The 20,823-nt window shown below is 68.9% G+C and carries 24 protein-coding genes, 7 tRNA genes, 1 pseudogene and 1 riboswitch; of the genes and pseudogenes, 21 read left to right on the top strand and 11 right to left on the bottom strand.

Translation table 11 applies throughout. The features are described from left to right. Positions 1–44 precede the first annotated feature (44 nt). From ybaK to QFZ52_RS07545, 3 genes are read right to left on the bottom strand one after another with little or no spacing between them, the layout of a single operon-like run. Entirely contained in the window at positions 45–533 is a 489-nt protein-coding gene (gene ybaK, locus QFZ52_RS07555) for a Cys-tRNA(Pro) deacylase (protein ID WP_307496998.1), read from the bottom strand. A gap of 6 nt (positions 534–539) precedes the next feature. Further along, positions 540–1,034 (bottom strand): SufE family protein, encoded by a 495-nt coding sequence (locus QFZ52_RS07550; RefSeq protein ID WP_307496997.1) that lies wholly within the window; start codon positions 1,032–1,034, stop codon positions 540–542. Positions 1,035–1,056: 22 nt separating this feature from the next. Continuing rightward, positions 1,057–1,974, bottom strand: a complete 918-nt coding sequence (locus QFZ52_RS07545; protein ID WP_208188902.1) for a sulfurtransferase — start codon at positions 1,972–1,974, stop codon at positions 1,057–1,059. Between the two features lie 236 nt (positions 1,975–2,210). Between QFZ52_RS07545 and zapE the strand changes: the two genes are divergently transcribed. After that, on the top strand, positions 2,211–3,260 hold the full coding sequence (gene zapE, locus QFZ52_RS07540) for a cell division protein ZapE (protein WP_307496996.1): 1,050 nt from the start codon (positions 2,211–2,213) through the stop codon (positions 3,258–3,260). A 128-nt stretch (positions 3,261–3,388) separates the two neighbouring features. Here zapE and QFZ52_RS07535 read toward each other — a convergent pair whose 3' ends face one another. The 7 genes from QFZ52_RS07535 to QFZ52_RS07505 form a co-directional block, all read right to left on the bottom strand. Beyond that, positions 3,389–3,586 carry an antitoxin gene (locus QFZ52_RS07535; RefSeq protein ID WP_373425640.1) on the bottom strand — a complete coding sequence of 66 codons (198 nt, stop codon included), beginning with the start codon at positions 3,584–3,586 and terminating at the stop codon, positions 3,389–3,391. Positions 3,587–3,724: 138 nt separating this feature from the next. Then, a tRNA-Gly gene (locus QFZ52_RS07530) sits at positions 3,725–3,800 on the bottom strand. Positions 3,801–3,820: 20 nt separating this feature from the next. Beyond that, a tRNA-Val gene (locus QFZ52_RS07525) sits at positions 3,821–3,892 on the bottom strand. A gap of 36 nt (positions 3,893–3,928) precedes the next feature. Next, a tRNA-Gly gene (locus tag QFZ52_RS07520) sits at positions 3,929–4,001 on the bottom strand. Positions 4,002–4,021: 20 nt separating this feature from the next. Beyond that, a tRNA-Val gene (locus QFZ52_RS07515) sits at positions 4,022–4,093 on the bottom strand. Between the two features lie 37 nt (positions 4,094–4,130). After that, positions 4,131–4,201 (bottom strand) — tRNA-Cys (locus QFZ52_RS07510). A 34-nt stretch (positions 4,202–4,235) separates the two neighbouring features. After that, positions 4,236–4,308, bottom strand: a tRNA-Gly gene (locus QFZ52_RS07505). 172 nt (positions 4,309–4,480) lie between these two features. On the opposite strand from QFZ52_RS07505, the gene QFZ52_RS07500 reads away from it, so the two are divergent. The 16 genes and pseudogenes from QFZ52_RS07500 (at position 4,481) to hisF (ending at position 16,865) form a co-directional block, all read left to right on the top strand. Then, positions 4,481–4,552: transfer RNA gene (locus QFZ52_RS07500), tRNA-Val, on the top strand. 288 nt (positions 4,553–4,840) lie between these two features. Then, a complete protein-coding gene (locus QFZ52_RS07495) occupies positions 4,841–5,176 on the top strand; it encodes a DUF6966 domain-containing protein (RefSeq protein WP_307496993.1) in 336 nt (111 codons plus the stop codon). 146 nt (positions 5,177–5,322) lie between these two features. Then, complete coding sequence (locus QFZ52_RS07490) at positions 5,323–6,165, top strand: cytochrome (RefSeq protein WP_307496992.1); 843 nt, start codon at positions 5,323–5,325, stop codon at positions 6,163–6,165. Between the two features lie 124 nt (positions 6,166–6,289). Further along, the gene (gene def, locus QFZ52_RS07485) at positions 6,290–6,889 is read left to right on the top strand and encodes a peptide deformylase (protein WP_307496991.1); all 600 of its coding nucleotides are present in this window, start codon (positions 6,290–6,292) and stop codon (positions 6,887–6,889) included. Further along, positions 6,886–7,808, top strand: a pseudogene (gene fmt, locus QFZ52_RS07480) (methionyl-tRNA formyltransferase). The gene def and the pseudogene fmt overlap by 4 nt, the downstream one beginning before the upstream one ends. Beyond that, on the top strand, positions 7,805–9,397 hold the full coding sequence (locus tag QFZ52_RS07475) for an RsmB/NOP family class I SAM-dependent RNA methyltransferase (RefSeq protein WP_307496990.1): 1,593 nt from the start codon (positions 7,805–7,807) through the stop codon (positions 9,395–9,397). The pseudogene fmt and the gene QFZ52_RS07475 overlap by 4 nt, the downstream one beginning before the upstream one ends. 28 nt (positions 9,398–9,425) lie before the next feature. Next, a complete protein-coding gene (gene rpe, locus QFZ52_RS07470; protein ID WP_307496989.1) occupies positions 9,426–10,100 on the top strand; it encodes a ribulose-phosphate 3-epimerase in 675 nt (224 codons plus the stop codon). 110 nt (positions 10,101–10,210) lie between these two features. Further along, a riboswitch (FMN riboswitch) is annotated at positions 10,211–10,345 on the top strand. A gap of 75 nt (positions 10,346–10,420) precedes the next feature. Beyond that, positions 10,421–11,146, top strand: coding sequence for a nicotinamide riboside transporter PnuC (gene pnuC, locus QFZ52_RS07465; protein ID WP_307496988.1), 726 nt, complete (start codon positions 10,421–10,423; stop codon positions 11,144–11,146). 55 nt (positions 11,147–11,201) lie between these two features. Next, complete coding sequence (ribD, locus tag QFZ52_RS07460) at positions 11,202–12,218, top strand: bifunctional diaminohydroxyphosphoribosylaminopyrimidine deaminase/5-amino-6-(5-phosphoribosylamino)uracil reductase RibD (protein ID WP_307498686.1); 1,017 nt, start codon at positions 11,202–11,204, stop codon at positions 12,216–12,218. A 9-nt stretch (positions 12,219–12,227) separates the two neighbouring features. Then, complete coding sequence (locus QFZ52_RS07455; protein WP_307496987.1) at positions 12,228–12,848, top strand: riboflavin synthase; 621 nt, start codon at positions 12,228–12,230, stop codon at positions 12,846–12,848. Beyond that, a complete protein-coding gene (ribB, locus tag QFZ52_RS07450) occupies positions 12,845–13,501 on the top strand; it encodes a 3,4-dihydroxy-2-butanone-4-phosphate synthase (RefSeq protein WP_307496985.1) in 657 nt (218 codons plus the stop codon). The genes QFZ52_RS07455 and ribB overlap by 4 nt, the downstream gene beginning before the upstream one ends. Before the next feature lie 34 nt (positions 13,502–13,535). Further along, complete coding sequence (ribA, locus tag QFZ52_RS07445; RefSeq protein ID WP_307496984.1) at positions 13,536–14,192, top strand: GTP cyclohydrolase II; 657 nt, start codon at positions 13,536–13,538, stop codon at positions 14,190–14,192. A 34-nt stretch (positions 14,193–14,226) separates the two neighbouring features. After that, positions 14,227–14,718 carry a 6,7-dimethyl-8-ribityllumazine synthase gene (gene ribH / locus QFZ52_RS07440; protein ID WP_144628539.1) on the top strand — a complete coding sequence of 164 codons (492 nt, stop codon included), beginning with the start codon at positions 14,227–14,229 and terminating at the stop codon, positions 14,716–14,718. A 95-nt stretch (positions 14,719–14,813) separates the two neighbouring features. Beyond that, a complete protein-coding gene (locus QFZ52_RS07435; RefSeq protein WP_066212354.1) occupies positions 14,814–15,077 on the top strand; it encodes a phosphoribosyl-ATP diphosphatase in 264 nt (87 codons plus the stop codon). Positions 15,078–15,214: 137 nt separating this feature from the next. Then, a complete protein-coding gene (gene hisG / locus QFZ52_RS07430) occupies positions 15,215–16,057 on the top strand; it encodes an ATP phosphoribosyltransferase (RefSeq protein WP_066212356.1) in 843 nt (280 codons plus the stop codon). Between the two features lie 28 nt (positions 16,058–16,085). Further along, positions 16,086–16,865 carry an imidazole glycerol phosphate synthase subunit HisF gene (gene hisF, locus QFZ52_RS07425; protein ID WP_066212359.1) on the top strand — a complete coding sequence of 260 codons (780 nt, stop codon included), beginning with the start codon at positions 16,086–16,088 and terminating at the stop codon, positions 16,863–16,865. A gap of 125 nt (positions 16,866–16,990) precedes the next feature. Here the strand turns inward: hisF and QFZ52_RS07420 are convergent, their stop codons facing one another. After that, positions 16,991–17,632, bottom strand: a complete 642-nt coding sequence (locus QFZ52_RS07420) for a TIGR03085 family metal-binding protein (protein WP_307496983.1) — start codon at positions 17,630–17,632, stop codon at positions 16,991–16,993. A 152-nt stretch (positions 17,633–17,784) separates the two neighbouring features. Between QFZ52_RS07420 and hisI the strand changes: the two genes are divergently transcribed. The 4 genes from hisI to QFZ52_RS07400 all read left to right on the top strand — a co-directional run bounded on the left by hisI (position 17,785) and on the right by QFZ52_RS07400 (position 20,821). After that, positions 17,785–18,255: a phosphoribosyl-AMP cyclohydrolase gene (hisI, locus tag QFZ52_RS07415; RefSeq protein ID WP_307496982.1), complete on the top strand. Its 471-nt coding sequence runs from the start codon at positions 17,785–17,787 to the stop codon at positions 18,253–18,255. Continuing rightward, positions 18,255–19,832: an anthranilate synthase component I gene (locus QFZ52_RS07410; RefSeq protein ID WP_307496980.1), complete on the top strand. Its 1,578-nt coding sequence runs from the start codon at positions 18,255–18,257 to the stop codon at positions 19,830–19,832. The genes hisI and QFZ52_RS07410 overlap by 1 nt, the downstream gene beginning before the upstream one ends. After that, the gene (locus tag QFZ52_RS07405) at positions 19,832–20,464 is read left to right on the top strand and encodes a Trp biosynthesis-associated membrane protein (protein ID WP_307496979.1); all 633 of its coding nucleotides are present in this window, start codon (positions 19,832–19,834) and stop codon (positions 20,462–20,464) included. The genes QFZ52_RS07410 and QFZ52_RS07405 overlap by 1 nt, the downstream gene beginning before the upstream one ends. A gap of 108 nt (positions 20,465–20,572) precedes the next feature. Continuing rightward, the gene (locus tag QFZ52_RS07400; RefSeq protein WP_373425706.1) at positions 20,573–20,821 is read left to right on the top strand and encodes an HGxxPAAW family protein; all 249 of its coding nucleotides are present in this window, start codon (positions 20,573–20,575) and stop codon (positions 20,819–20,821) included. Positions 20,822–20,823: the final 2 nt, after the last annotated feature.

Raw genomic sequence — 20,823 nt, 5'->3', positions numbered from 1 at the left:
CCGGGTGGGGAAGGTGCGGGGTCGGAAAGGTGCCGGCGTGCCGCTCAGGCGCGGATCGTGGCGCGCACCGCCCCGGTGAGGCGGGTCAGGTCCTCCGGCGAGAGCTCGACGTCGAGGCCCCGCCGTCCGCCGGAGACCAGGATTGTGTCATGGCCGAAGGCCGAATCGTCCAGGACGGTGGGTGACGGAGTGCGCTGACCCAGGGGTGAGATCCCACCCAGGACGTAGCCCGTGCGGCGCTGGGCCGCGGCCGGGTCGGCCATGGACGCCTTCTTCTGGCCGAACGCGGAGGCGGCGGCTTTGAGATCCAGGGTGCCGCTCACGGGCACGATGGCCACGGCCATGCCGTCCGCGAGCTGCACCATGAGGGTCTTGAACACCTGGGCAGGGGAGAAGCCGAGGGCCTCCGCCGCCTCCAGCCCGAAGTTCGTGTTCCGCGGGTCGTGCTCGTACGCGTGCAGCGTAAACGGGACCCCGGCGGCCTCGAGAGCGAGGGTGGCCGGGGTCCCGGTGCCGTGTTTCTTACCGGCCATGCCGGATCAGGACGGAGCGACGGCGGTGGACTGGGCCACGTAAGCCGTCACCTTGCGCTTGATCCTTCCGAGCATGGCCGTCATGCCGCGCATCCTGAGCGGGGACACCGCACGGGTCAGGCCCAGGAGATCCGGCATGTCATCCGGAACCGCGAGGATCTCGGCCGCGCTGAGGCCGTTCAGACCTTCATGGAGCACCCCCGCGAAACCGCGCGTGGTGGGGGCCTCGGCCGGCGCCTGGAAGAAGAGCTGGATCCGGGCGTCCGCCCCGCGGCCCTCCGCCTCGATGGTGAGGAAGAGGGGCGACTGGCACTCGACCACCTGCTCGAGAAGTTCCGGGTGATCCTTCAGCCGGGCGGGAAGCTCCGGCAGGCCCCTGGAGAAATCCAGGAGCAGCTGGAGGCGGTCCCGCTCCTCAAGAGCCTGGAACTCCTCGACGATCTCGGCCAGTGCCGATGGAAGTGCTGGCGGAAGCTGGGCGGGGGGAAGCTGACTGCTCATGGGCATCAATCCTACGCCTGGCTCAGAAGCCGGCCGGAACCTCGCCGCGCTCGGAGCCCTTCACGATCGGGACGCGCACGGCGTTGCCCCATTCGGTCCAGGAGCCGTCGTAGTTGCGGACGTTCTCGAAGCCCAGCAGGTACTTCAGGGCGAACCAGGTGTGGCTGGACCGCTCACCGATGCGGCAGTAGGCGATGACCTCGTCACCCGCGGTGAGTCCGGCTTCGCCGCCGTAGATGGCGTCCAGCTCTTCGCGCGAACGGAAGCTGCCGTCCTCGGCGGCCGCGCGGGCCCACGGAACCGAGGCAGCGGTGGGGATGTGGCCGCCACGGAGCGCGCCTTCCTCCGGGTAGGCCGGCATGTGGGTGCGGGCGCCGCTGTACTCCTCGGGGGAGCGGACATCGATGAGGGGCTTGCCGAGGTGGGCGAGCACGTCCTCCTTGAAGGCACGGATCGGCTGGTCGTCACGCTCGACGACGGGGTAGTCGCCGGCGGCGGGGGCGGGCACGTCGGTGACGAGCTCGCGGCCCTCGGCGATCCACTTGTCGCGGCCGCCGTCCAGGAGGCGGACGTCCTCGTGCCCGAACAGGGTGAAGACCCAGAGGGCGTAGGCGGCCCACCAGTTCGACTTGTCGCCGTAGATGACCACGGTGGAGTCGCGGGAGATGCCCTTGGACGCGGCGAGCTCGGCGAAGGCGGCGCCGTCCACGTAGTCGCGGGTCACTTCGTCATTGAGGTCCGTGTGCCAGTCGATCTTCACGGCGCCGGGGATGTGGCCGGTCTCGTACAGCAGGACGTCCTCATCCGACTCGACCACCACGAGGCGGCCGTCCGCGACGGCGCCGGAGGCGATCTGCTCGGCGAGCCAGTCCGTGGACACCAGGCGTTCCGGGTGTGCGTAGCTGGCGAACTTGTCGTTCTCTTCAGGGGCGATGCTCATGGGTCAGCCTGGCTTTCTTCGGGGACAGGATCGGCTCGTGCCCCGGGGACGGGACTGTGCCGTTGAGTCAACCTTAACCACGCCGGCTCCCCAGGGAAGGTGAGTGTTCACATGGGGCAACACTGCGCCGTCGTCGATATTCCCGGGGTGTGAGGAAGCCCGCCCCCGTCGAGGGGCCTAGGCCCGGTATCCTGGGCACTGCGGTTCAGTCGCCCGGGCTGCCGTGCCTTGGAGGAATGGAACCCTTGCAGATCGAACAGCTTTCCACCCGGACGCCCGCCGTCTCAGCCGATGAGATCCTAGCGGGGTTCGCTCCCACCTACCGTTTCGGGGAGGTGTCCTTCGACAGCTACCGTCCCGATCCTGCGCATCCGAGCCAGGCCGCTGCGGTGAAGGCCCTGCGGGAGTTCGCGGCCGGCGTGGGCACCTCCTCCTCGGGAGGGCTGTTCGGGAAGTTCTTCGGCAAGAAGAAGGACGCCGGCCGGGCGGGCATCTACCTCGACGGAGGATTCGGCGTGGGCAAGACCCACCTGCTCGCCTCGCTCTGGCACGCCGTCCCCGGGCCGAAGGCCTTCGGCACCTTCGTGGAGTACACCAATCTGGTGGGCGCGCTCTCCTTCCGGAAGACCGTGGAAGCGCTGAGCAGCTACAAACTCGTGTGCATCGATGAATTCGAGCTGGACGATCCGGGCGACACCGTCCTGATGTCGCGCCTCATGCGCGAACTGGCCGACGCCGGCGTGAAGCTTGCGGCCACCTCCAACACCCTGCCGGGCTCGCTGGGGGAGGGGCGCTTCGCCTCCGTCGACTTCCAGCGCGAGATCCAGGTGCTGTCCGATCAGTTCGACGTGATCCGTGTGGACGGCGAGGACTTCCGCCACCGCGGCCTGCCGGCGGCCCCTCAGCCGGTCCGCGCCGATGAGCTGAACTCCCGCATGAAGGCGGAGTTCGAGGGCAAGACGGTGGCCGTGGACGACTTCCCGAGCCTCATCTCCCACCTGGCCGGCGTGCACCCGAGCCGCTACCGCGCTCTGCTCGACGGCGTGGAGGCCGTGGTCTGGAAGGGCGTCACCCCGGTGACCGAGCAGGCCGTCGCACTGCGCTTCGTGGTGCTGGCCGACCGCCTCTACGACAAGGATGTGCCGATTCTCGCCAGTGGGGTGTCGTTCGATCAGCTCTTCACCCCGGAGATGATGGCCGGCGGTTACCAGAAGAAGTACTTCCGTGCCGTGTCCCGCCTGACGGCCCTGGCACGCGAGGCGCAGCAGCACGAGCCTGCGGCCTGACAGCGCACGCGGCCGCCCGCCGTCGCCGTCGTCCGGAAGGCATACTTAAACGCCAAAGCGCCGGTGCTGCCTCTCGGCAGTACCGGCGCCTCGCTTGACAAATGCTTTGGGCGCCTCAGGCTTCCGGCCTAGGCGTTGTCCTTACCTTCGAGGTTCTCCACGAAGTTGGAAGCGCCATCCTGGACTGCGTCCACCTGGCCAGCGAACTTGCCACCGGTTTTATCATCGATAAAGTCGCCGACCTTCTCGATGCCATCCTTGATGGCCTGCTCGTTGCCCTGGACCAGATCCTGGGCCTTGCCCTTCAGATCGTCAAAGACAGACACAGGCACCTCCTTTCCGTTGGCGGGGCCAGACGCCCCGTTCGATCAACGAGCATAGTGGAAAGAGGGGAAAAGAAAAAGACCACCCGAAGGTGGTCTTTCAGATCTTCATCCCGACCGTGAAGGGCCCGAGGGAGAAGGTGGAGCGGACGACGAGATTCGAACTCGCGACATCCACCTTGGCAAGGTGGTGCTCTACCAGCTGAGCTACGTCCGCATGGAACACTTGCGTGTCCGTGGGCGATACTGGGATCGAACCAGTGACCTCTTCCGTGTCAGGGAAGCGCGCTACCGCTGCGCCAATCGCCCGGGGTGCCGGGTTGCAGTCTGTTTGACCACACTGCGAGCGGACGACGAGATTCGAACTCGCGACATCCACCTTGGCAAGGTGGTGCTCTACCAGCTGAGCTACGTCCGCATGGAACACTTGCGTGTCCGTGGGCGATACTGGGATCGAACCAGTGACCTCTTCCGTGTCAGGGAAGCGCGCTACCGCTGCGCCAATCGCCCCTAGCTTTCCACCGAAGTGGAACCAGGGTTTTCACCGAGGTGGGTACGGGATTCGAACCCGTGTATACGGCTTTGCAGGCCGCTGCCTCGCCTCTCGGCCAACCCACCGTGCAGAAGATTTCTCTTCAGACAGTGTCCTGCGAGCGGACGACGAGATTCGAACTCGCGACATCCACCTTGGCAAGGTGGTGCTCTACCAGCTGAGCTACGTCCGCAGAAGGTTTTCCGGCCCTGTCCCGCTATGGGCTAGGGCCGCTTTCCAACGAAGAAAAACTCTATAGGACGGAGGCCTGTTTGTTCAAATCCCGCGGCCTTCCGCGCGTCGCGCCGCCCGATTGGCGTTCCGTTCGATCATGGTCTAGAGTTTCTAAGCGTTGCAGAACGCAAGGGCGATTGGCGCAGTGGTAGCGCGCTTCGTTCACACCGAAGAGGTCACTGGTTCGAACCCAGTATCGCCCACCCTTGCAAAGCCCCTTTTGCCGCGATATATCGCGGGAAAAGGGGCTTTTTCGTGGTCGCTCATCGACTCCGATGAAGTCGGATTTCCTCCGCGCGCCCGCCCTCGCTGTTCCGTGGCATTGCCTCCGGCGGACGCGATGCCGCTCCGGGCGGCGAAGCCGTTGTCCTGTCGTTCGCCGAGTAGGCTGTACGCACCATTCGTAGACGGAAGTGGACTGAGATGGAGAGCGACGCAGAGACAGTTCATCAGACCGGAGCGGGGCGCCTCCGCAGCCGCGTGCCGGTTTCATGAGCAGTAAACAGCGCAGCCGTCATGTCGCGCGGCTCGGGCGTGAGCTATCGGCCCTGGCCCGGTTCCTGGAGAAGTACGGCGTCTCACGCTGGAGTTCCTGGGCCGATCATTGCTTGGCCCTGCTTCAGAGTGGTGACCCTCGGGCTCTGGAAGGGGTGAGAAGCGCCTTCGGGGGCATGGGAAGCCTCAACGATGTGGTCATCAGTCAGCATAACGGGCAGCTCCTGACCGACTCCGAGGCGGCCGCCGCCAACCAACGGCTCGCACGATTGACATCGTCAGTGTATGAGGATGTCGTCTGGCTGCTCCAGGACGAGGACTCCGGGCATTAAGTCCGGCCTTTAAGGATGGCGTCGGCCGGGCCGGATGGTGCACTCTCCGGATTCATCACCTCCAGCCCGTCGCAGTCCCCGGGCTCGTTCCCCGCTCACCGTGGGCTGCCTGAAGGAATGTCGGCGCGTTATGGGAAAGTGAAGACATGACCGCACCAATGCTTGCCCGGGCCACCGATACGGGCCGTATGTATGCGCGCAGCACGCGTGAAGAACCCGTCGTCCCGTCGATCACCACGGTGATCGCGCAGCAGCCCCACGGTCTGGACGGCTGGTTCGGGTACATGGGAGCGAACGCCCTGGCGCAGGACGTCACCCTGCAATCCGCACTCAACAGCCCGGCGAAGCTCCGCCAGGCGGTGCAGCGCGCGGCCAACGCGGCCGCCCTGTACCGCGACGCCGCCGCGGAGCGCGGTGACCGCGTCCACAACTACTGTGAGCAGGTGGCGCTGCGTCATCTGGACCGTGAGCACGACGTCGACGGCGCGCGGGAACTTCTCGCTCAGAACGGCGAGCAGGCGTTCGCTGACCGCTTCGATGAATGGTGGAAGGCGTACGACGTGCGCCCGATCGCCCCCGAGATCACGGTCTGGAACCACGAGGTCGGCTACGCGGGCACTCTCGACCTGGTGGCCGAGATCAACGGGCGCACCTGCCTGATCGACTACAAGACCAAGGGCACCACCCGGGACGGCCAGGTCAAGGCGCTGGATGACAAGGTGGTCATGCAGCTCGTCGCCGGCATGAAGGCGGAGGAGAGCCTGGTGGATCCCGAGCTCGGGGAGTGGGAGGCCTGGCAACACGGCGCCGGTCCACTGCTCATCGCGGTGGCGGTCGGAGAGACCGAGGTGCGGCCGCAGCGGGCCAACCCCGAGGTCCTCAAGCATCACTGGTGGAAGTTCTGTGCCTTGAAGAGGGTGTGGCAGCTCAACCAGGACCTGCTGCAGGAGCGGTCCGCCCTCCTTCCTCTGGCCCCGCCGCGGGCCTGAACGGAGTCCGGGCGCTGCTGGGACCCCTCGCCGGGAGGCCCGGGGACCGCCGGTCCGTAGAATAGACAGCGTGGCGCACGGCGCCGCAGTGATCCGTCAGCACCTTATACAGGAGGTCCACTCCATGGCCGTTCTCGGCATCAGGACTCTCGGCGACCCGGTCCTCAGGACCCGGGCCGAGGAAGTCACCGACATCTCACCGGCGGTCCATCAGCTGGTGGACGACATGCTGGAGACCATGGAGGACGTGCATGGCGCCGGCCTCGCCGCGCCCCAGGTGGGCGTGGGCCAGCGCATCTTCACCTTCAACATCGACGGTGTGAAGGGCCATGTCATCAATCCCGTCCTCGTCAACAGCGAGGACCATCAGCCGGACGAACGCGAAGGGTGCCTCTCCGTGCCCGGCATCTCCGCCCCGGTCCGCCGGTTCCGCCAGACCACGGTCCGCGGGATCGACCGGGACGGCAATCCTGTGGAGCTGACGGCCGAAGGCATGCTCGCGCGGTGCTTCCAGCACGAAACGGACCACCTGGACGGCATCCTGTTCATCGACCGGCTGTCCGGCGAGGAACGGCGTCGAGCTCTGAAGGCCCTCCGGAGCGGCGAGTACTCCGCGGCCGAGCGGGCGACGGTGGATCAGCGCGCCGGTTCCGTGGCCTCCGCCTTCAGCAAGGTGCCGTCGTCGGCAGCGAACGGCCGCGGCTCTTTCGGGCAGGCGCTGTGAAGGTTCTGTTCGCCGGAACACCGGCGGTGGCCGTCCCGTCCCTCGACCGCCTGCTCGAGGCCGGCTTCGAGGTGGTGGGTGTCCTGACCCGCCCCGATGCGCCGCTCGGCCGGAAGCGCGTCCTGACCCCGTCGCCGGTGGCGCAGCGCGCCGAAGAGCTCGGGCTGGAGGTCATCAAGGCCTCCCGCATCCCACCCCGGAGGTGACGGAGCAGATCGTGGCGACCGGCGCGGAGGTCGGGGCGATCGTGGCCTTCGGCGGTCTGGTGCCGCAGTCCGCGCTCGACGCCCTGGCGCACGGCTGGATCAACCTTCACTTCTCCCTGCTGCCCGCCTGGCGCGGGGCGGCCCCCGTTCAGCACGCCCTCATCAACGGCGACGACGTCCTGGGCGCCTCGACCTTCCAGCTGGAGGCGGGCCTGGACACCGGTCCGGTGTTCGGCACCATGACCGAGACGGCGCGACCGGATGACACGAGCGGCGTGGTCCTCGAACGTCTGGCGGTGAGCGGCGCGGTCCTGCTCGCCCAGACGCTGTCGGCGATCGCCACGGGCCGGGCGGAGGCGAGGCCCCAGGAGGGCACGCCGACGCTCGCCCCCAAACTCACGCTGGAGGACGGCCGTCTCGACTGGTCCCTGCCGGCGCTGTCCTTGCACCGCCGCGCCCGGGGCGTCACTCCGGAACCTGGCGCATGGACCGAACTCGACGGCCAGCGCTTCAAGATCGGGGCCCTCGCGCTCCGGCCGGACGTCCGGGATCTGGCCCCCGGCACCCTGCGGCTCGTGGGGAAGTCCGTGGTGGTCGGCACCGGCAGTCACGGCCTGGAGCTACTCGAGGTGCAGCCCAGCGGCAAACGCATGATGTCAGCACGCGACTGGGCCCGTGGCCTGGCCGCCCTGGAGAAAGTGACCTTCGCATGAGCCAGCATCGGGGCACGCCCCAGTCCAGGGGTGGATCGGGTTCGGGTGGTTCAGGTTCGGGCGGCTCGGGCCGCTCCGGCAGTGGCCGGGACGCCGGACGCAGGAACGCGCAGGGCCGCGAACGGCATCGCGGCAACAGCGGCGGTGGCCGGCAGTTCAGCTCGGCCGCGCCCTCGCAGCGTTCACGCCGCGCCGACCCGGCCCGTCTGGTCGCGTTCGAGGTGCTCCGCGCCGTCTCCGGCGCGGACGCCTACGCCAACCTGGTGCTGCCCGGCCTCATCCGCGAGCACCGGCTGGAACGCCGGGACGCCGCGTTCGCCACGGAACTCGCCTACGGCACCCTCCGGGGCCAGGGCAGCTACGACGCCATCCTGTCCGAATCCGTGGACCGGCCTCTGAAGGACCTGGACCCGGCCGTGCTCGACGTGCTCAGGCTCGGAGCGCACCAGCTCCTCGGCATGCGGGTCCCCGCGCACGCGGCCCTCGATGAGAGCGTCGGTCTGACGCGTGCGGTGATCGGCGCCGGGCCGTCCGGACTGGTCAATGCGGTGCTCCGCAAGGTCAGCGCCCACACGCTGGAGGAGTGGCTGGACGAGATCTCGTCCCGGACACCCGATGTCATCGAGCAGCTCGCCCTCCGCCAGGCCCACCCGGCGTGGATCGTGCGGGCCCTGCGCCAGGCGCTCGTGGGCCACGGCCACGACGTGGCCGAGATCGAAGACCTCCTCGCGGCCGACAACGAGGCCCCCGTGGTGAACCTCGTGGCTCTGCCGTCGCTGGCGTCCGCACACGACCTAGACGACAGCGGCGCCGAACCCGGCCCGCTCCTGGAGGGGTCCTGGCTGTCGGCAGGCGGCGATCTGGGCCGTATCCCGGCGGTGCGGGACGGCGTCGTCCGGGTGCAGGACGTCGGCTCCCAGCTGGTCGCGCGGGCTCTGGTGGCCGCGCCCCTCGTGGGCGGCGACGGCGGCCCGGAGCGCTGGCTCGATCTGTGCGCCGGTCCGGGTGGCAAGGCCGCCCTGCTCGCCGCCCTGGCGATCGACGCGGACGCGTCGCTGCTGGCCAACGAGTCTCAGCAGCACCGGGCCGAGCTCGTCCGGCGCGCCCTTCAGCCGGTCCCGGAGGAACGCTGGGAGGTCCGCACCGGAGACGGCCGTGACGTGGGGGAGAAGCTCCCGGAGCAGTTCGACCGTGTCCTCGTCGACGTTCCGTGCACCGGCCTCGGTGCTCTGCGCCGTCGGCCGGAGTCCCGCTGGCGGCGTACGCCCCAGGACCTGACCGAGCTCGGCCCCCTGCAGCGTCAGTTGCTGGACTCCGCGATCCAGGCCACCCGGCCGGGCGGCGTCATCGCGTATGTGACGTGTTCCCCGCACCTCGCGGAGACCCGCATGGTGGTGGACGACGTCCTCAAGCGCCGCGACGATCTGGAACTCCTCGACGCGGGCCCCGTGATCGATGGCGTGGCGCGGGGGGAATCGCTGTCCGCCGACCACGGAGGGTACGTTCAGCTCTGGCCCCATCAGCACGGGACGGACGCCATGTTCCTGGCGCTGCTCCGTAAGAAGACCCCCGCAGCGGCCCAGGCCTGAGCGGTCCAGCCCCTCCGAAGGAGAACGCATGCGCTGTTGCATCAATCCGAGCATCCTGTCCGCCGACTTCGTCAATCTTCAGGCGGAGCTGGACAGGATCGCCGCAGCCGACGCCGTCCACGTGGACGTCATGGACAACCACTTCGTGCCGAATCTGACCCTGGGCCTGCCCGTGGCTTCCCGGATCCAGGCGGTGAGCCCCATCCCGCTGGACGCCCACCTCATGATCGAGGACCCGGACCGCTGGGCTCCCGGGTTCGCGGACGCGGGCCTGGCCTCCGTCACGTTCCACGCCGAGGCGGCGACCGCTCCCATCAAACTGGCCCGTGAGCTGCGGGCCCGTGGCGCCAAGGCCGGCCTGGCACTCCGCCCGGCCACCCCGGTGGAGCCCTACCTGGACCTCCTCCACGAATTCGACATGATCCTGGTCATGACCGTGGAGCCGGGCTTCGGCGGTCAGAGCTTCCTGGACGTCACGCTGCCCAAGATCCGCCGCGCCCGTGCAGCGATCGACGGCAGCGGCGCGGCCGTGCAGCTGCAGGTCGATGGCGGCGTCACCGAGGAGACGATCGTGCGGGCCGCCGAGGCCGGGGCAAACGTCTTCGTGGCGGGCAGCTCGGTCTACGGGGCGGAGGATCCGGAACGGGCCATCACGCGGCTGCGCAACGTCGCGGAGAGTGTCTGGGCCGGCGCGCGTTCCTGACGAAATGTTTCCGGTGGCCGTCGGGAATGAACCGGCGGCCTCCGGACTTATGACACTATGTAATCCTGCTCCCAGCACCTCACGGTGAGGGGAACAGACACAATTTGATCAATCGTGCTCCGGGGTCGGTGAAAGTCCGAACCGGCGGTTATAGTCCGCGACCCGCCAGACCTTCATCGGTCTGCCGGTTGAGCCGGTGAAATTCCGGCACCGACAGTTAAAGTCTGGATGGGAGAAGCACGAACACAAGCCACGGGTCTGTCCCGTGCGTCCTTGTTGTCGCCCCCGGAGCCGCCGCGGTTCTCTGGAAAGGGTGAGACATGGACCTCTTGCGGTGGCTCTTCGAAGCGCAGATCCCAGTCGGTGGGACGGCGCTTCTGCTACGTGAAGTTCTCGGTAATGTTTTCGGTCTGGCGAGTGCCCTCGGTGGCATGCGCCGCCGCGTCTGGGCGTGGCCCGTGGGCATCGTGGGCAATCTGCTCCTGCTCACGGTCTTCCTGGGCAATGTCTTCGGCGCCGCCGCCCCCGCCACACTGTGGGGCCAGGCGGGCCGTCAGATCATGTTCATCGCGGTGGCCGTCTTCGGCTGGATCCGCTGGCGCCAGGGCAAGCGCGACGCCGACAGCCACGGCGTGGCCCTCGTGCCCCGCTGGGCCGGCGGACGGGCCCGCGTGGCCCTCATCGCGGCGCTCCTGCTCGGCACGGGGCTTCTGACCCCGCTCTTCTCACTTCTCGGCTCCTATCCTCCGGTCTGGGCGGACGCCTGGACCTTCGTCGGTTCGCTCCTGGCCACCTTCGGCATGGCCAAGGGCTGGACCGAGTTCTGGCTCATCTGGGTGGCCGTGGACATCGTCGGCGTGCCGCTGCTGTTCAGCGCCGGGTACTACGCCAGCGGTTTCATGTATCTCTTCTACGGCGTCTTCACGCTGGTCGGCTTCTTCGTCTGGATGCGCGCCCAGAAGCGCGAGGCGCAGGCGCCTCGCGGGATACACCCACGACGACGGCGCCCCCGTCACGGCGGAGGTGCGCTGAGTGGGCGGGCATGACGTGGGCGGGCAGCACCAGAGCGGCGCCTCCTTCACGGAGATCGAACGTTCCGCGATGAACCAGGCCCTGGACGCCGCGCTCGGCGGGCCCCGGGGAGCGAACCCGCTCGTGGGGGCCGTGATCCTCGACCCCGAGGGCAGGGTCCTCAGCGTCGGGCACCACCGAGGGGCCGGCACGGCACATGCCGAGGCGGACGCGCTGGCCACGGCCCGTGAGCACGGCATCGACGTCACGGGCGGGACCATCCTCGTGACCCTGGAGCCCTGCAACCACCAGGGCCGCACGGGTCCCTGTGCCCAGGCGATCATCGCGGCGGGCCTGGCCCGGGTCATCTACGCGATCGACGATCCCCACGATCCCGCCGCAGGAGGCGCGGCGACACTGCGCGCCGCGGGAATACAGGTGGAGAGCGGGCTGGAGGCCGAGCGGGCCCGGGCGCTGAACGCGCGCTGGCTCGCCGTCGTCGACGGTCGCCGGCCGTTCGTGACCCTGCACATCGCCCAGACCCTGGACGCGCGCATCGCGGCGGAGGACGGGACCAGCCAGTGGATCTCCGGCCCGGAGTCGCTGCGGGACAACCACGCGATCCGGCAGCGGATCGATGCGATCCTCGTCGGAACCGGGACCGTGGACATCGACGATCCTCGGCTCACCGCGCGCACCCCTGATGGTGAGCTCGCGGAGCGTCAGCCGCTCCGCGCCGTGATGGGACTGCGCCCGATCCCGGAGGGCGCCGCGATCCTCGGCGATGACGGCCGCGCCATCCATCTCGCCACGCGGGAACCGGCCGAGGCCCTCACGGAGCTCTTCGACCGGGGAGTCCGCCACGTCATGGTCGAGGGCGGCAGCCGGATCATCGGGGCCTTCCTCAGCGCCGGCCTGGTCGACGAACTCGTGGTCTACCAGGCCCCCACCCTCCTCGGCTCCGGGAAGAACTCCGTGGCCGGGCTGGGCATCCACACCCTCGCCGAAGCCCAGTCCTGGGACTGGGATCACTCGGACGGCGGCTCCGTGCGGCACCTGGGCCGCGATCTCCGCCTTCATCTTCAGCCGGCCACGCCGCAGTATTAAGGAATAGTCATGTTCACCGGAATCATCGCCGAACGCGGCACCGTCGCCGCGTTCCAGCAGCAGGACGGCAGCGCCGTCCTGACCCTCGACGTCCCCACCCTGGCCGAGGACCTCGGCCTGGGCGGCTCCATCGCGGTCAACGGCGTGTGCCTGACCGCCACGTCCCGTGAGGGCGGCCGCATCGACGTCGACGTCATGGGCGAGACCCTCGTCCGGACCACGATCGGCTCGCTGGAGCCGGGGGACCAGGTCAATCTCGAACGCTGTGTTCCCGCCGGCGGACGCCTGGACGGCCACGTCGTGCAGGGCCACGTCGACGGCGTGGGCGCTCTGCTGGAACGCGAGAACCAGGGCAATTGGGACCGGCTGCGGTTCAGCATCCCGACACCGCTGGCCCGTTACGTGGCCGAGAAGGGCTCCATCGCGATCGATGGTGTGTCCCTCACCGTCACCGCCGTCAGTCCCGCCGCCGAGCCGGAGCAGTGGTTCGAAGTGGGGCTGATCCCGATCACCCTCGCGGAGACCGGGCTGGGCGACAAGAAGCCGGGGGAGGGCGTCAACCTGGAGGTCGACGTGCTCGCGAAGTACGCCGAGCGTCTGCTCTCCTTCCTGGACGGAGAGCGCCGGTGAGCGCGCAGCCCAGCGGTCCGCACGGCCTGGACCCCATCGAGGACGCGGTCGCCGCCATCGCCGCTGGGCGCGCCGTCGTCGTCGTGGATGACGAGGACCGCGAGAACGAAGGCGACATCATCTTCGCGGCCGAGCACTCGACGCCGCAGCTCATGGGCTGGACCATCCGGCACAGCTCGGGCGTCATCTGCGTGCCGCTGACGGGGGAGCAGGCGGATCGTCTCGAGCTGCCGCCCATGGTCGAGGTCAACCAGGATGCCAAGGGCACCGCGTACACCGTCAGCTGCGACGCGGCGGTCGGCGTGAGCACCGGCATCTCGGCGACGGACCGGTCGCTGACGGTGAATCTCCTGGCCAGCGCGCAGACCCGGCCGGAGGAACTCACCCGTCCCGGGCATATTTTCCCGCTGCGCGCCGTTAAGGGTGGAGTGCTCGAACGCCCTGGACACACCGAGGCGGCCGTGGACCTCTGCCGCCTGGCCGGAGTCCAGGAGGCCGGGGTCATCGCCGAAATCGTCCACGACGACGGCGAGATGATGCGCCTGGATGCGCTGCGTGACTTCGCAGCCACTCACGGGTGTCCTCTGGTGTCCATCGCCGATCTTGCGGCGTACCTCCGGACCGGAGGCGAGCAGGCAGGACAGGCAGGATGACAGAGCGCAGCATGGTGGATCTAGAGGAGGAACTATGAGTCCGGAACAGCACAGTGGGAAGCACCCCGTCAGCTCGGGGCCCATCGTGAAACTGCCGACGGCCTTCGGGGAGTTCGTGGCCCAGGCCTGGACCGATGAGGCAACCGGTGTGGAACATCTGGCCGTCAGCTCGCCCAATCCGCCCAGCGATGGTCAGGCGCCCCTCGTGCGGCTGCACTCCGAATGCCTCACGGGCGACGTCTTCGGCTCGTACCGCTGCGATTGCGGCGAACAGCTCGCGCTGGCGCTCAACCTCATCCGCGAACAGGGCGGCACGCTGCTCTACCTGCGCGGGCAGGAAGGCCGCGGCATCGGGCTGGCCAACAAGATCAAGGCCTACGCCCTGCAGGAGGCCGGCTTCGACACGGTGGAGGCCAACGAGCAGCTCGGTCTGCCCGTGGACGCCCGCTGCTACAAGGCGGCGGCTCAGATCCTGGCGGAGATGGGGCTGACGGAGATCCGTCTGCTCAGCAACAATCCGGACAAGGAACAGCGTCTCGCTGCCGCCGGTGTCCGGGTGGTGGAGATGGTCCCCACCGAGGTCCCGAGCCGTGAGGAGAACCTCCGGTACCTCCGGACCAAGAAGGACCGGATGGATCACCGGCTCACGCTGGAGGTCCCGGACGTGGAGATCCCCGGAGCGAACTCCTGATGACCACCCAGCCCGAACAGAAAGCGAGCACCGCATGAGCGGCCACGGAGCACCCACCATCACCCTCGACGCCGGCGCGGAGCAGCAGCCGCTGCGCGTGGCCGTCATCGCCGCGAGCTGGCACCGGGAGGTGATGGACGGTCTGCTGGCCGGCGCACAGGCGGCGGCCGCCGACGCCGGACTCACCGACGTCACGGTGGTCACCGTCCCCGGCACCTTCGAACTCAGTGTCGCCGCGGCGCGTCTGGCCCCGCACTACGACGCCCTCGTCGCGCTCGGCGTCGTGATCCGTGGCGGCACCCCGCATTTCGATTACGTGTGCCAGTCCGCGACGCTCGGCCTCACCCAGGTGTCGGTGAACACCGGAGTGCCGGTCGGTTTCGGCGTCCTCACCTGCGACAACGAGCAGCAGGCGCTGGACCGGGCGGGCCTGCCGGGGTCTTCCGAGGACAAAGGCCGTGAGGCGCTCGAAGCCGCCGTGGCCACCGCGCTGACGCTGCGGTCGACCCTCGCCCAGCAGGACTGAACCGTCGGCGGGGTGGGGAACATCACCCCTGGCGGCTTTGTAACGCCCCCGGCCCGTTTCGGGCCGGGGGCCCGGTTCACAGTAGGGTATGACACGTGAAGAATTTCGAGGCGCTCTTCGCTGAATTGAGCGAAAAAGCCGACACCCGGCCCGAAGGTTCGCGTACCGTCGCTGAACTGGATTCGGGCGTGCACGGGATCGGCAAGAAGGTTGTGGAAGAGGCCGCCGAAGTCTGGATGGCGGCGGAATACGAATCCGATGAGGCGGCTGCGGAGGAGATCTCCCAGCTCCTGTACCACCTTCAGGTCCTGATGCTTGCCAAAGGCCTGACCCTCGAAGACGTCTACAAGCATCTCTAGCCGCTCGGCGCGGCAAGCGCCCGGCGGCTGGCGTCGTTCCCGGCCCTGCCTTCCCGCGGGACGGGACGGCTCACGTCTCTCCAGTTCACAGACCACTGCGGGCCGAGGGCCCGGACACGAAAGATGCTTGAAGACATATGTTGCGCGTAGCAGTTCCCAATAAAGGTTCCCTTTCCGAAGCCGCCGCGGCGATGCTGGCCGAAGCCGGCTACCGCCAGCGCCGGGACAACCGTGAACTCGTCATGGTGGATCCCGACAATGATGTGGAGTTCTTCTTCCTCCGTCCCCGTGACATCGCGGTGTACGTGGGGCAAGGCACTCTCGACGTCGGCATCACGGGCCGCGACCTCCTCCTGGACGCCCAGGTGGACGCGGTCGAGATGCTCGAACTCGGTTTCGCCGCCTCGACCTTCCGGTTCGCCGGACCCGTCGGCGACTTCCAGAGTGTCGAGCAGCTGGCCGGCAAGCGCCTGGCCACCAGCTATGACGGCCTCCTCCGCGATTACCTCGCGAACCTCGGCATCGACGCCAAGGTGGTCCGCCTCGACGGCGCGGTCGAGTCCTCGGTGCGCCTCGGCGTCGCCGATGCGATCGCCGATGTCGTCGAGACCGGCAACACGCTGAAGGCCGCCGGCATGGAGATCTTCGGCGAGCCGATCCTGAAGTCCCAGGCCGTGCTGATCGGCCGGCCGGGGGAGAACAACCCCGCCGCCGAGGTGCTGATCCGCCGCCTGCAGGGCGTGCTCGTGGCGCGTCAGTACGTGCTGGTGGACTATGACATCCGCAAGGACCTGGTGGAGGAGGCCGCGGCCCTGACGCCGGGCCTGGAATCTCCCACGGTGTCCCCGCTGCGCGACTCCGACTGGGTGGCCGTGCGCTCGATGGTGCTCAAGAAGTCCACCAATCAGGTCATGGATGAGCTCTACGATCTCGGCGCCCGCGCCATCCTGGTGAGCAGCATCCACGCCTGCCGCATCTGAGCCACCGGACGAGAACCCAGGAGGAACCATGGCCGTCGCCATCCGCGTGATCCCCTGCCTTGACGTCGACGCCGGCCGCGTGGTCAAGGGAGTCAACTTCAAGGGCCTTCGCGACGCCGGAGACCCGGTCGAGCTGGCTCACCGTTACGACCGCGCCGGCGCGGACGAGCTGACGTTCCTGGACGTCACCGCGAGCTCCGGCAACCGCGAGACCACGTTCGACGTCGTCCGCCGCACCGCCGAGGAGATCTTCATCCCCCTCACGGTCGGCGGCGGCGTGCGCGGCGTGGCCGAGGTGGACAAGCTGCTGCGCTACGGCGCGGACAAGGCGTCCATCAACACGGCCGCCGTCGCGCGTCCCGACGTGATCGATGAGATCACCCGGCACTTCGGCTCTCAGGTCCTGGTGCTCTCGGTGGACGCGCGCCGCGTCCCGGAGGGCGCGGACAGCACGACGCCCTCGGGCTTCGAAGTGACCACCCACGGCGGACGCCAGGGGACCGGGATCGACGCGATCGCCTGGGCGCGGGAAGCCGCCGACCGGGGTGTGGGGGAGATCCTGCTGAACTCCATCGACGCCGACGGCACCAAGGACGGCTTCGATCTCGAGATGATCCGTGCCGTGCGGGCCGCGGTGAACATCCCGCTCATCGCCTCGGGCGGCGCCGGGATTCCGGAGCACTTCCCGCCCGCGATCGAAGCCGGCGCGGACGCCGTCCTCGCCGCGTCGATGTTCCACTTCGGCCCGGACGACATGATCGCCCAGGTCAAGACCGCCATCCGCGACGCCGGGTACGAGGTCCGCTGACCTCAGCGCCGAAGCACCCGCTGGAACCGAGGAGGGACCCTGCCGTCTGGCAGGGTCCCTCCTCGGTTCCATGAGTTGTATCAGCTCAAGAGTGTCGAGCGGGCTCGCCTCAGACTGGGCTGGTCTCAGGCTCCGAGCGTCGCCGACCGCAGCAGGGCGACGGCGTCGGGCTGGCCTTCGAAGGACACCAACGCATGCGAGGCGCGGCCGTAGGCGTGCATCATCAGCTCGGCCGGATCGCCCAGGATGGCGACCGAGTCCGGAGCGCGGCGGGCGACGTGCCGTGGCCCGTTAGGGCGCACGAGCACGATGCCCAGATCGACGCCGCGGTACAGGAGGGCGGCGCGCTTCACCAGATCCGCCCAGAGTGCCTCGGCGTAGGCGTCATCGAGGGCCCGGGGCGCCCAGCGGTCCCCGGCACGGCGGACGTCCTCGGCGTGCACGAAGAACTCCGCGAGATTGGCCAGCTCGGCGAACGCGGGAATGCCCCACGGCGAGAAACGGGACGGTCCGGCGCGGAACTGCTCCACGAGCTTGACGTACGCGCCATCATCCAGGGTGGACGCGAGCTCCTCGATCGCCTGGTCCGAGGCGGGCGCCAGGGCCTTGACCGCGAGGCCCAGGGCGAGCCGGGGGCTGGTCTCCCGGAGGTGCAGGTGCGCCAGCAGGTGCCGCGTCTTCCACCCCTCACAGAGGGTGGGCGCGTCGGGACCGGCCGCGAGCAAAGTCTCGGCCAGGAATTCTCGGGAGGGGGCCACAAAACGCATCACTGTGAACGTAACACGAGAGCGGGCTCCCGGCGGTGCATGACGCACTGCGAGACGCGGCGTTGCGCGCCGTCGGAAAGCAGGTGGCGGGCGACGTCACCGAGGCAGGCGGAGGCGTGGCGGCACGGCTTGCCGTACTAGACTGGATCGCGATGTCTGAACAGCCCATTCCCCCTCTTCCCGGCGCTTCCGCAGCCTCTGAGCCGACCACCGGGCTCGGCCCTGACGTGGTGTCGCGCCTCAAGCGCGACGACCACGGCCTGGTGGCGGTCATCATCCAGCAGCATGACAGTGGAGAAGTCCTCATGCTCGGCTGGATGGACGACGAAGCGCTCCGCCGCACGCTCACCACGGGACGGGTCACCTTCTGGTCCCGCTCGCGGCAGGAGTACTGGCGCAAGGGGGACACCTCGGGCCATGTGCAGTGGGTCAAGTCCGTCGCCCTCGACTGCGACGGCGACGCCCTGCTGGTGCGCGTCGACCAGGTGGGCGCCGCCTGCCACACGGGAACGCGGACCTGCTTCGACGGCCGGGAGCTGCCCGCCGTCGTCGGGTCCCGGGAGGACGAACAGCCGACAGAGGACCCGGCCGCAGACGCCGCGACGACGGAAGGTGCACGCTAGTGCTGGAGACCACCGCCCTGAACCCCAGCCTGAATGAGTTCCGGACCCTGGCGCGCGAGCACCGGGTGATCTCGGTGACGCTGAAGGTCCTGGCCGACGCGGAGACGCCGATCAGCCTGTACCGCAAGCTCGCCCTCGACGCTGACGGCGCCGCGAAGCCGGGCACGTTCCTCTTCGAATCCGCCGCGGTCGGCGGGTCCTGGAGCCGCTACTCGTTCATCGGCGCGCACAGCCGGGCCACGCTGACGACGCGCGACGGCGAGGCCTTCTGGCAGGGAGAGCCTCCCCAGGGCGTGCCCACCTCGGGGAACCCGGCCGAGGCCCTCCGCCTCACCCTCGAAGCGCTGCGCACCGAGCGCCACGCGGATCTGCCGCCGCTGACGTCGGGCCTCGTCGGCTTCGTCGGCTGGGAGACCGTCCGCCACTGGGAACGCCTGGTGCACCCGCCGCAGGACGACTTGAACCTGCCGGAACTGGCCCTCAACCTGGTGAGCGACATCGCGGTCCACGACAACGTGGACGGTTCGGTGCTGCTCGTGGCGAACGCCATCAACATGGACGACAGTCCGGAACGGGTGGACGAGGCCTATCAGGACGCGGTCATGCGCCTCGACGCCATGCTGGAGCGCCTGCAGCGTCCGGCCGCACCGGCCATCGCCGCCCTGGCTCCCAGCCGCGACTACCAGGAATCCGTGCAGCACCGCTGGCCCGAAGCGCAGTATCTCGAAGCCATCGACCGCGGCAAGGAGGCCATCCGCGACGGCGAGGTCTTCCAGGTGGTCATCTCCCGGCGCTTCGAGCTCGACTGCGCGTCGAGTGCGCTGGACGTCTACCGGATGCTGCGCAACAGCAACCCCAGCCCGTACATGTACCTCTGCAACTTCGAGGATCCTCAGGGCCGTGAGTACGCGATCGTCGGCTCCAGCCCCGAAGCGCTCGTGACGGTCACGGACCGCGAGGTGATCACGCACCCGATCGCCGGATCCCGTCCGCGCGGCAAGACCCATGACGCCGACGTCGCGCTGGCCGAGGAGCTCCTCGCGGACACGAAGGAACGTGCCGAGCACCTCATGCTCGTGGACCTGTCCCGCAACGACCTCTCTCGGGTCTGCACCGCGGGCACCGTGGATGTCACGCAGTTCATGGAGGTGGAGCGTTTCAGCCACATCATGCACCTGGTCTCCACCGTGGTGGGGCAGCTCGCCCCGGGCTCCACGGCCTACGACGTGCTCGCCTCCACCTTCCCGGCCGGCACGCTCTCCGGCGCCCCGAAGCCGCGGGCGCTGAGTCTCCTGGACGAACTGGAGCCGCACCGGCGCAGCGTCTACGGGGGAGTGGTCGGATATCTCGACTTCGCCGGAGACATGGACATGGCCATCGCCATCCGCACGGCCCTCCTGCTGGACGGCAAGGCGTACGTTCAGGCCGGCGGCGGCATCGTCGCCGATTCCCACAAGCCGGACGAAGCGCTGGAGACCGTGAACAAGGCCGCCGCGCCGCTGCGTGCCGCGCACCTCGCCTCCGCCCTGCGGGACGCGGAGCCCGGCCTCGCGGCGTCGCTCACGGAAGGTCAGTGATGAGCCGCCCCGCAGCTCCCCGCTGGTCACGTAAGGGCACCGTCGTGCTGGTGACGGTGCTGTGCGCCGTCGCCGTCTTCGGCACCACGACTCAGAGCTGGGTGAACGTCGTCCTGGCGCAGAGCGGTGTCAGGATGCCGGATCTCCACGTCGCCGGCAGCAAGGCCGCGACGGCGGTCACGGCCCTCGCGGTGGTGGCGGTCGCCGGCGCCATCGCCAGCAGCATCGCGGGCCGCATCGCCCGATGGGTGGTCGCGGTGGCGATCGCCCTGTCCGGGATCGGGATCGTCTCGGCCGGCCTGACCGTGCTGAACGACCCCCGTGCCGCGGCACAGGGCGAGATCAGCCGCCAGACCGGCGTCGCGAACGGACCGGCGGACGTCAGCCTGACGTCCTTCCCCCTGGTCGCGGTGATCTGCGGCGCGCTGCTCATCCTGTGCGCGGTGTGGCTGATTCTCGCCTCGCGCCATTGGGCGGGGAGCTCGAAATACGACGGCGCCGCGGGCCGGTCCCGCGCGGCCGCGAAGGGCTCCGCGGGCCCCTCCACCGCAGCCGAGGAGGCCGCCGACGACGAGCCTCTGGACGCGATCGACAGCTGGGATCAGCTCAGCAAGGGGCACGACCCCAGCTAGGCCTGTCCGGCAGGTGGGCACGGCGGCTCCGCTGCGCCTGGACCTGCACAATCAATGGCAGAATGTAGTTAGTTTCATTCCTGAGGAGTATCACCATGAGCAAAGCCACTGTTTCCGGCCAGCCAGTCCACCGAGTCCCACGCGGACGAGATCGGACACGGCAACAGCCCGGCTGCCTGGACCTGCGTGGCCATCATGCTGGTGGGCGCCCTGGTTTCGTCCATCGCCTTCGTCCTGGCCAGCGCGCCGGTCTTCTGGGGCGGCATCGGCGTCATGGTGATCGGCCTCCTGGCCGGTTTCGCCATGCGCAAGGCCGGTTACGGCGTCGGCGGCAGCAAGCTCAAGAACAGCCACTGATC

Source organism: Arthrobacter woluwensis (assembly GCF_030816155.1).
Classification (GTDB): Bacteria; Actinomycetota; Actinomycetes; order Actinomycetales; family Micrococcaceae; genus Arthrobacter_E; species Arthrobacter_E woluwensis_A.
This window is presented reverse-complemented; position numbering and strand designations above follow the sequence as displayed.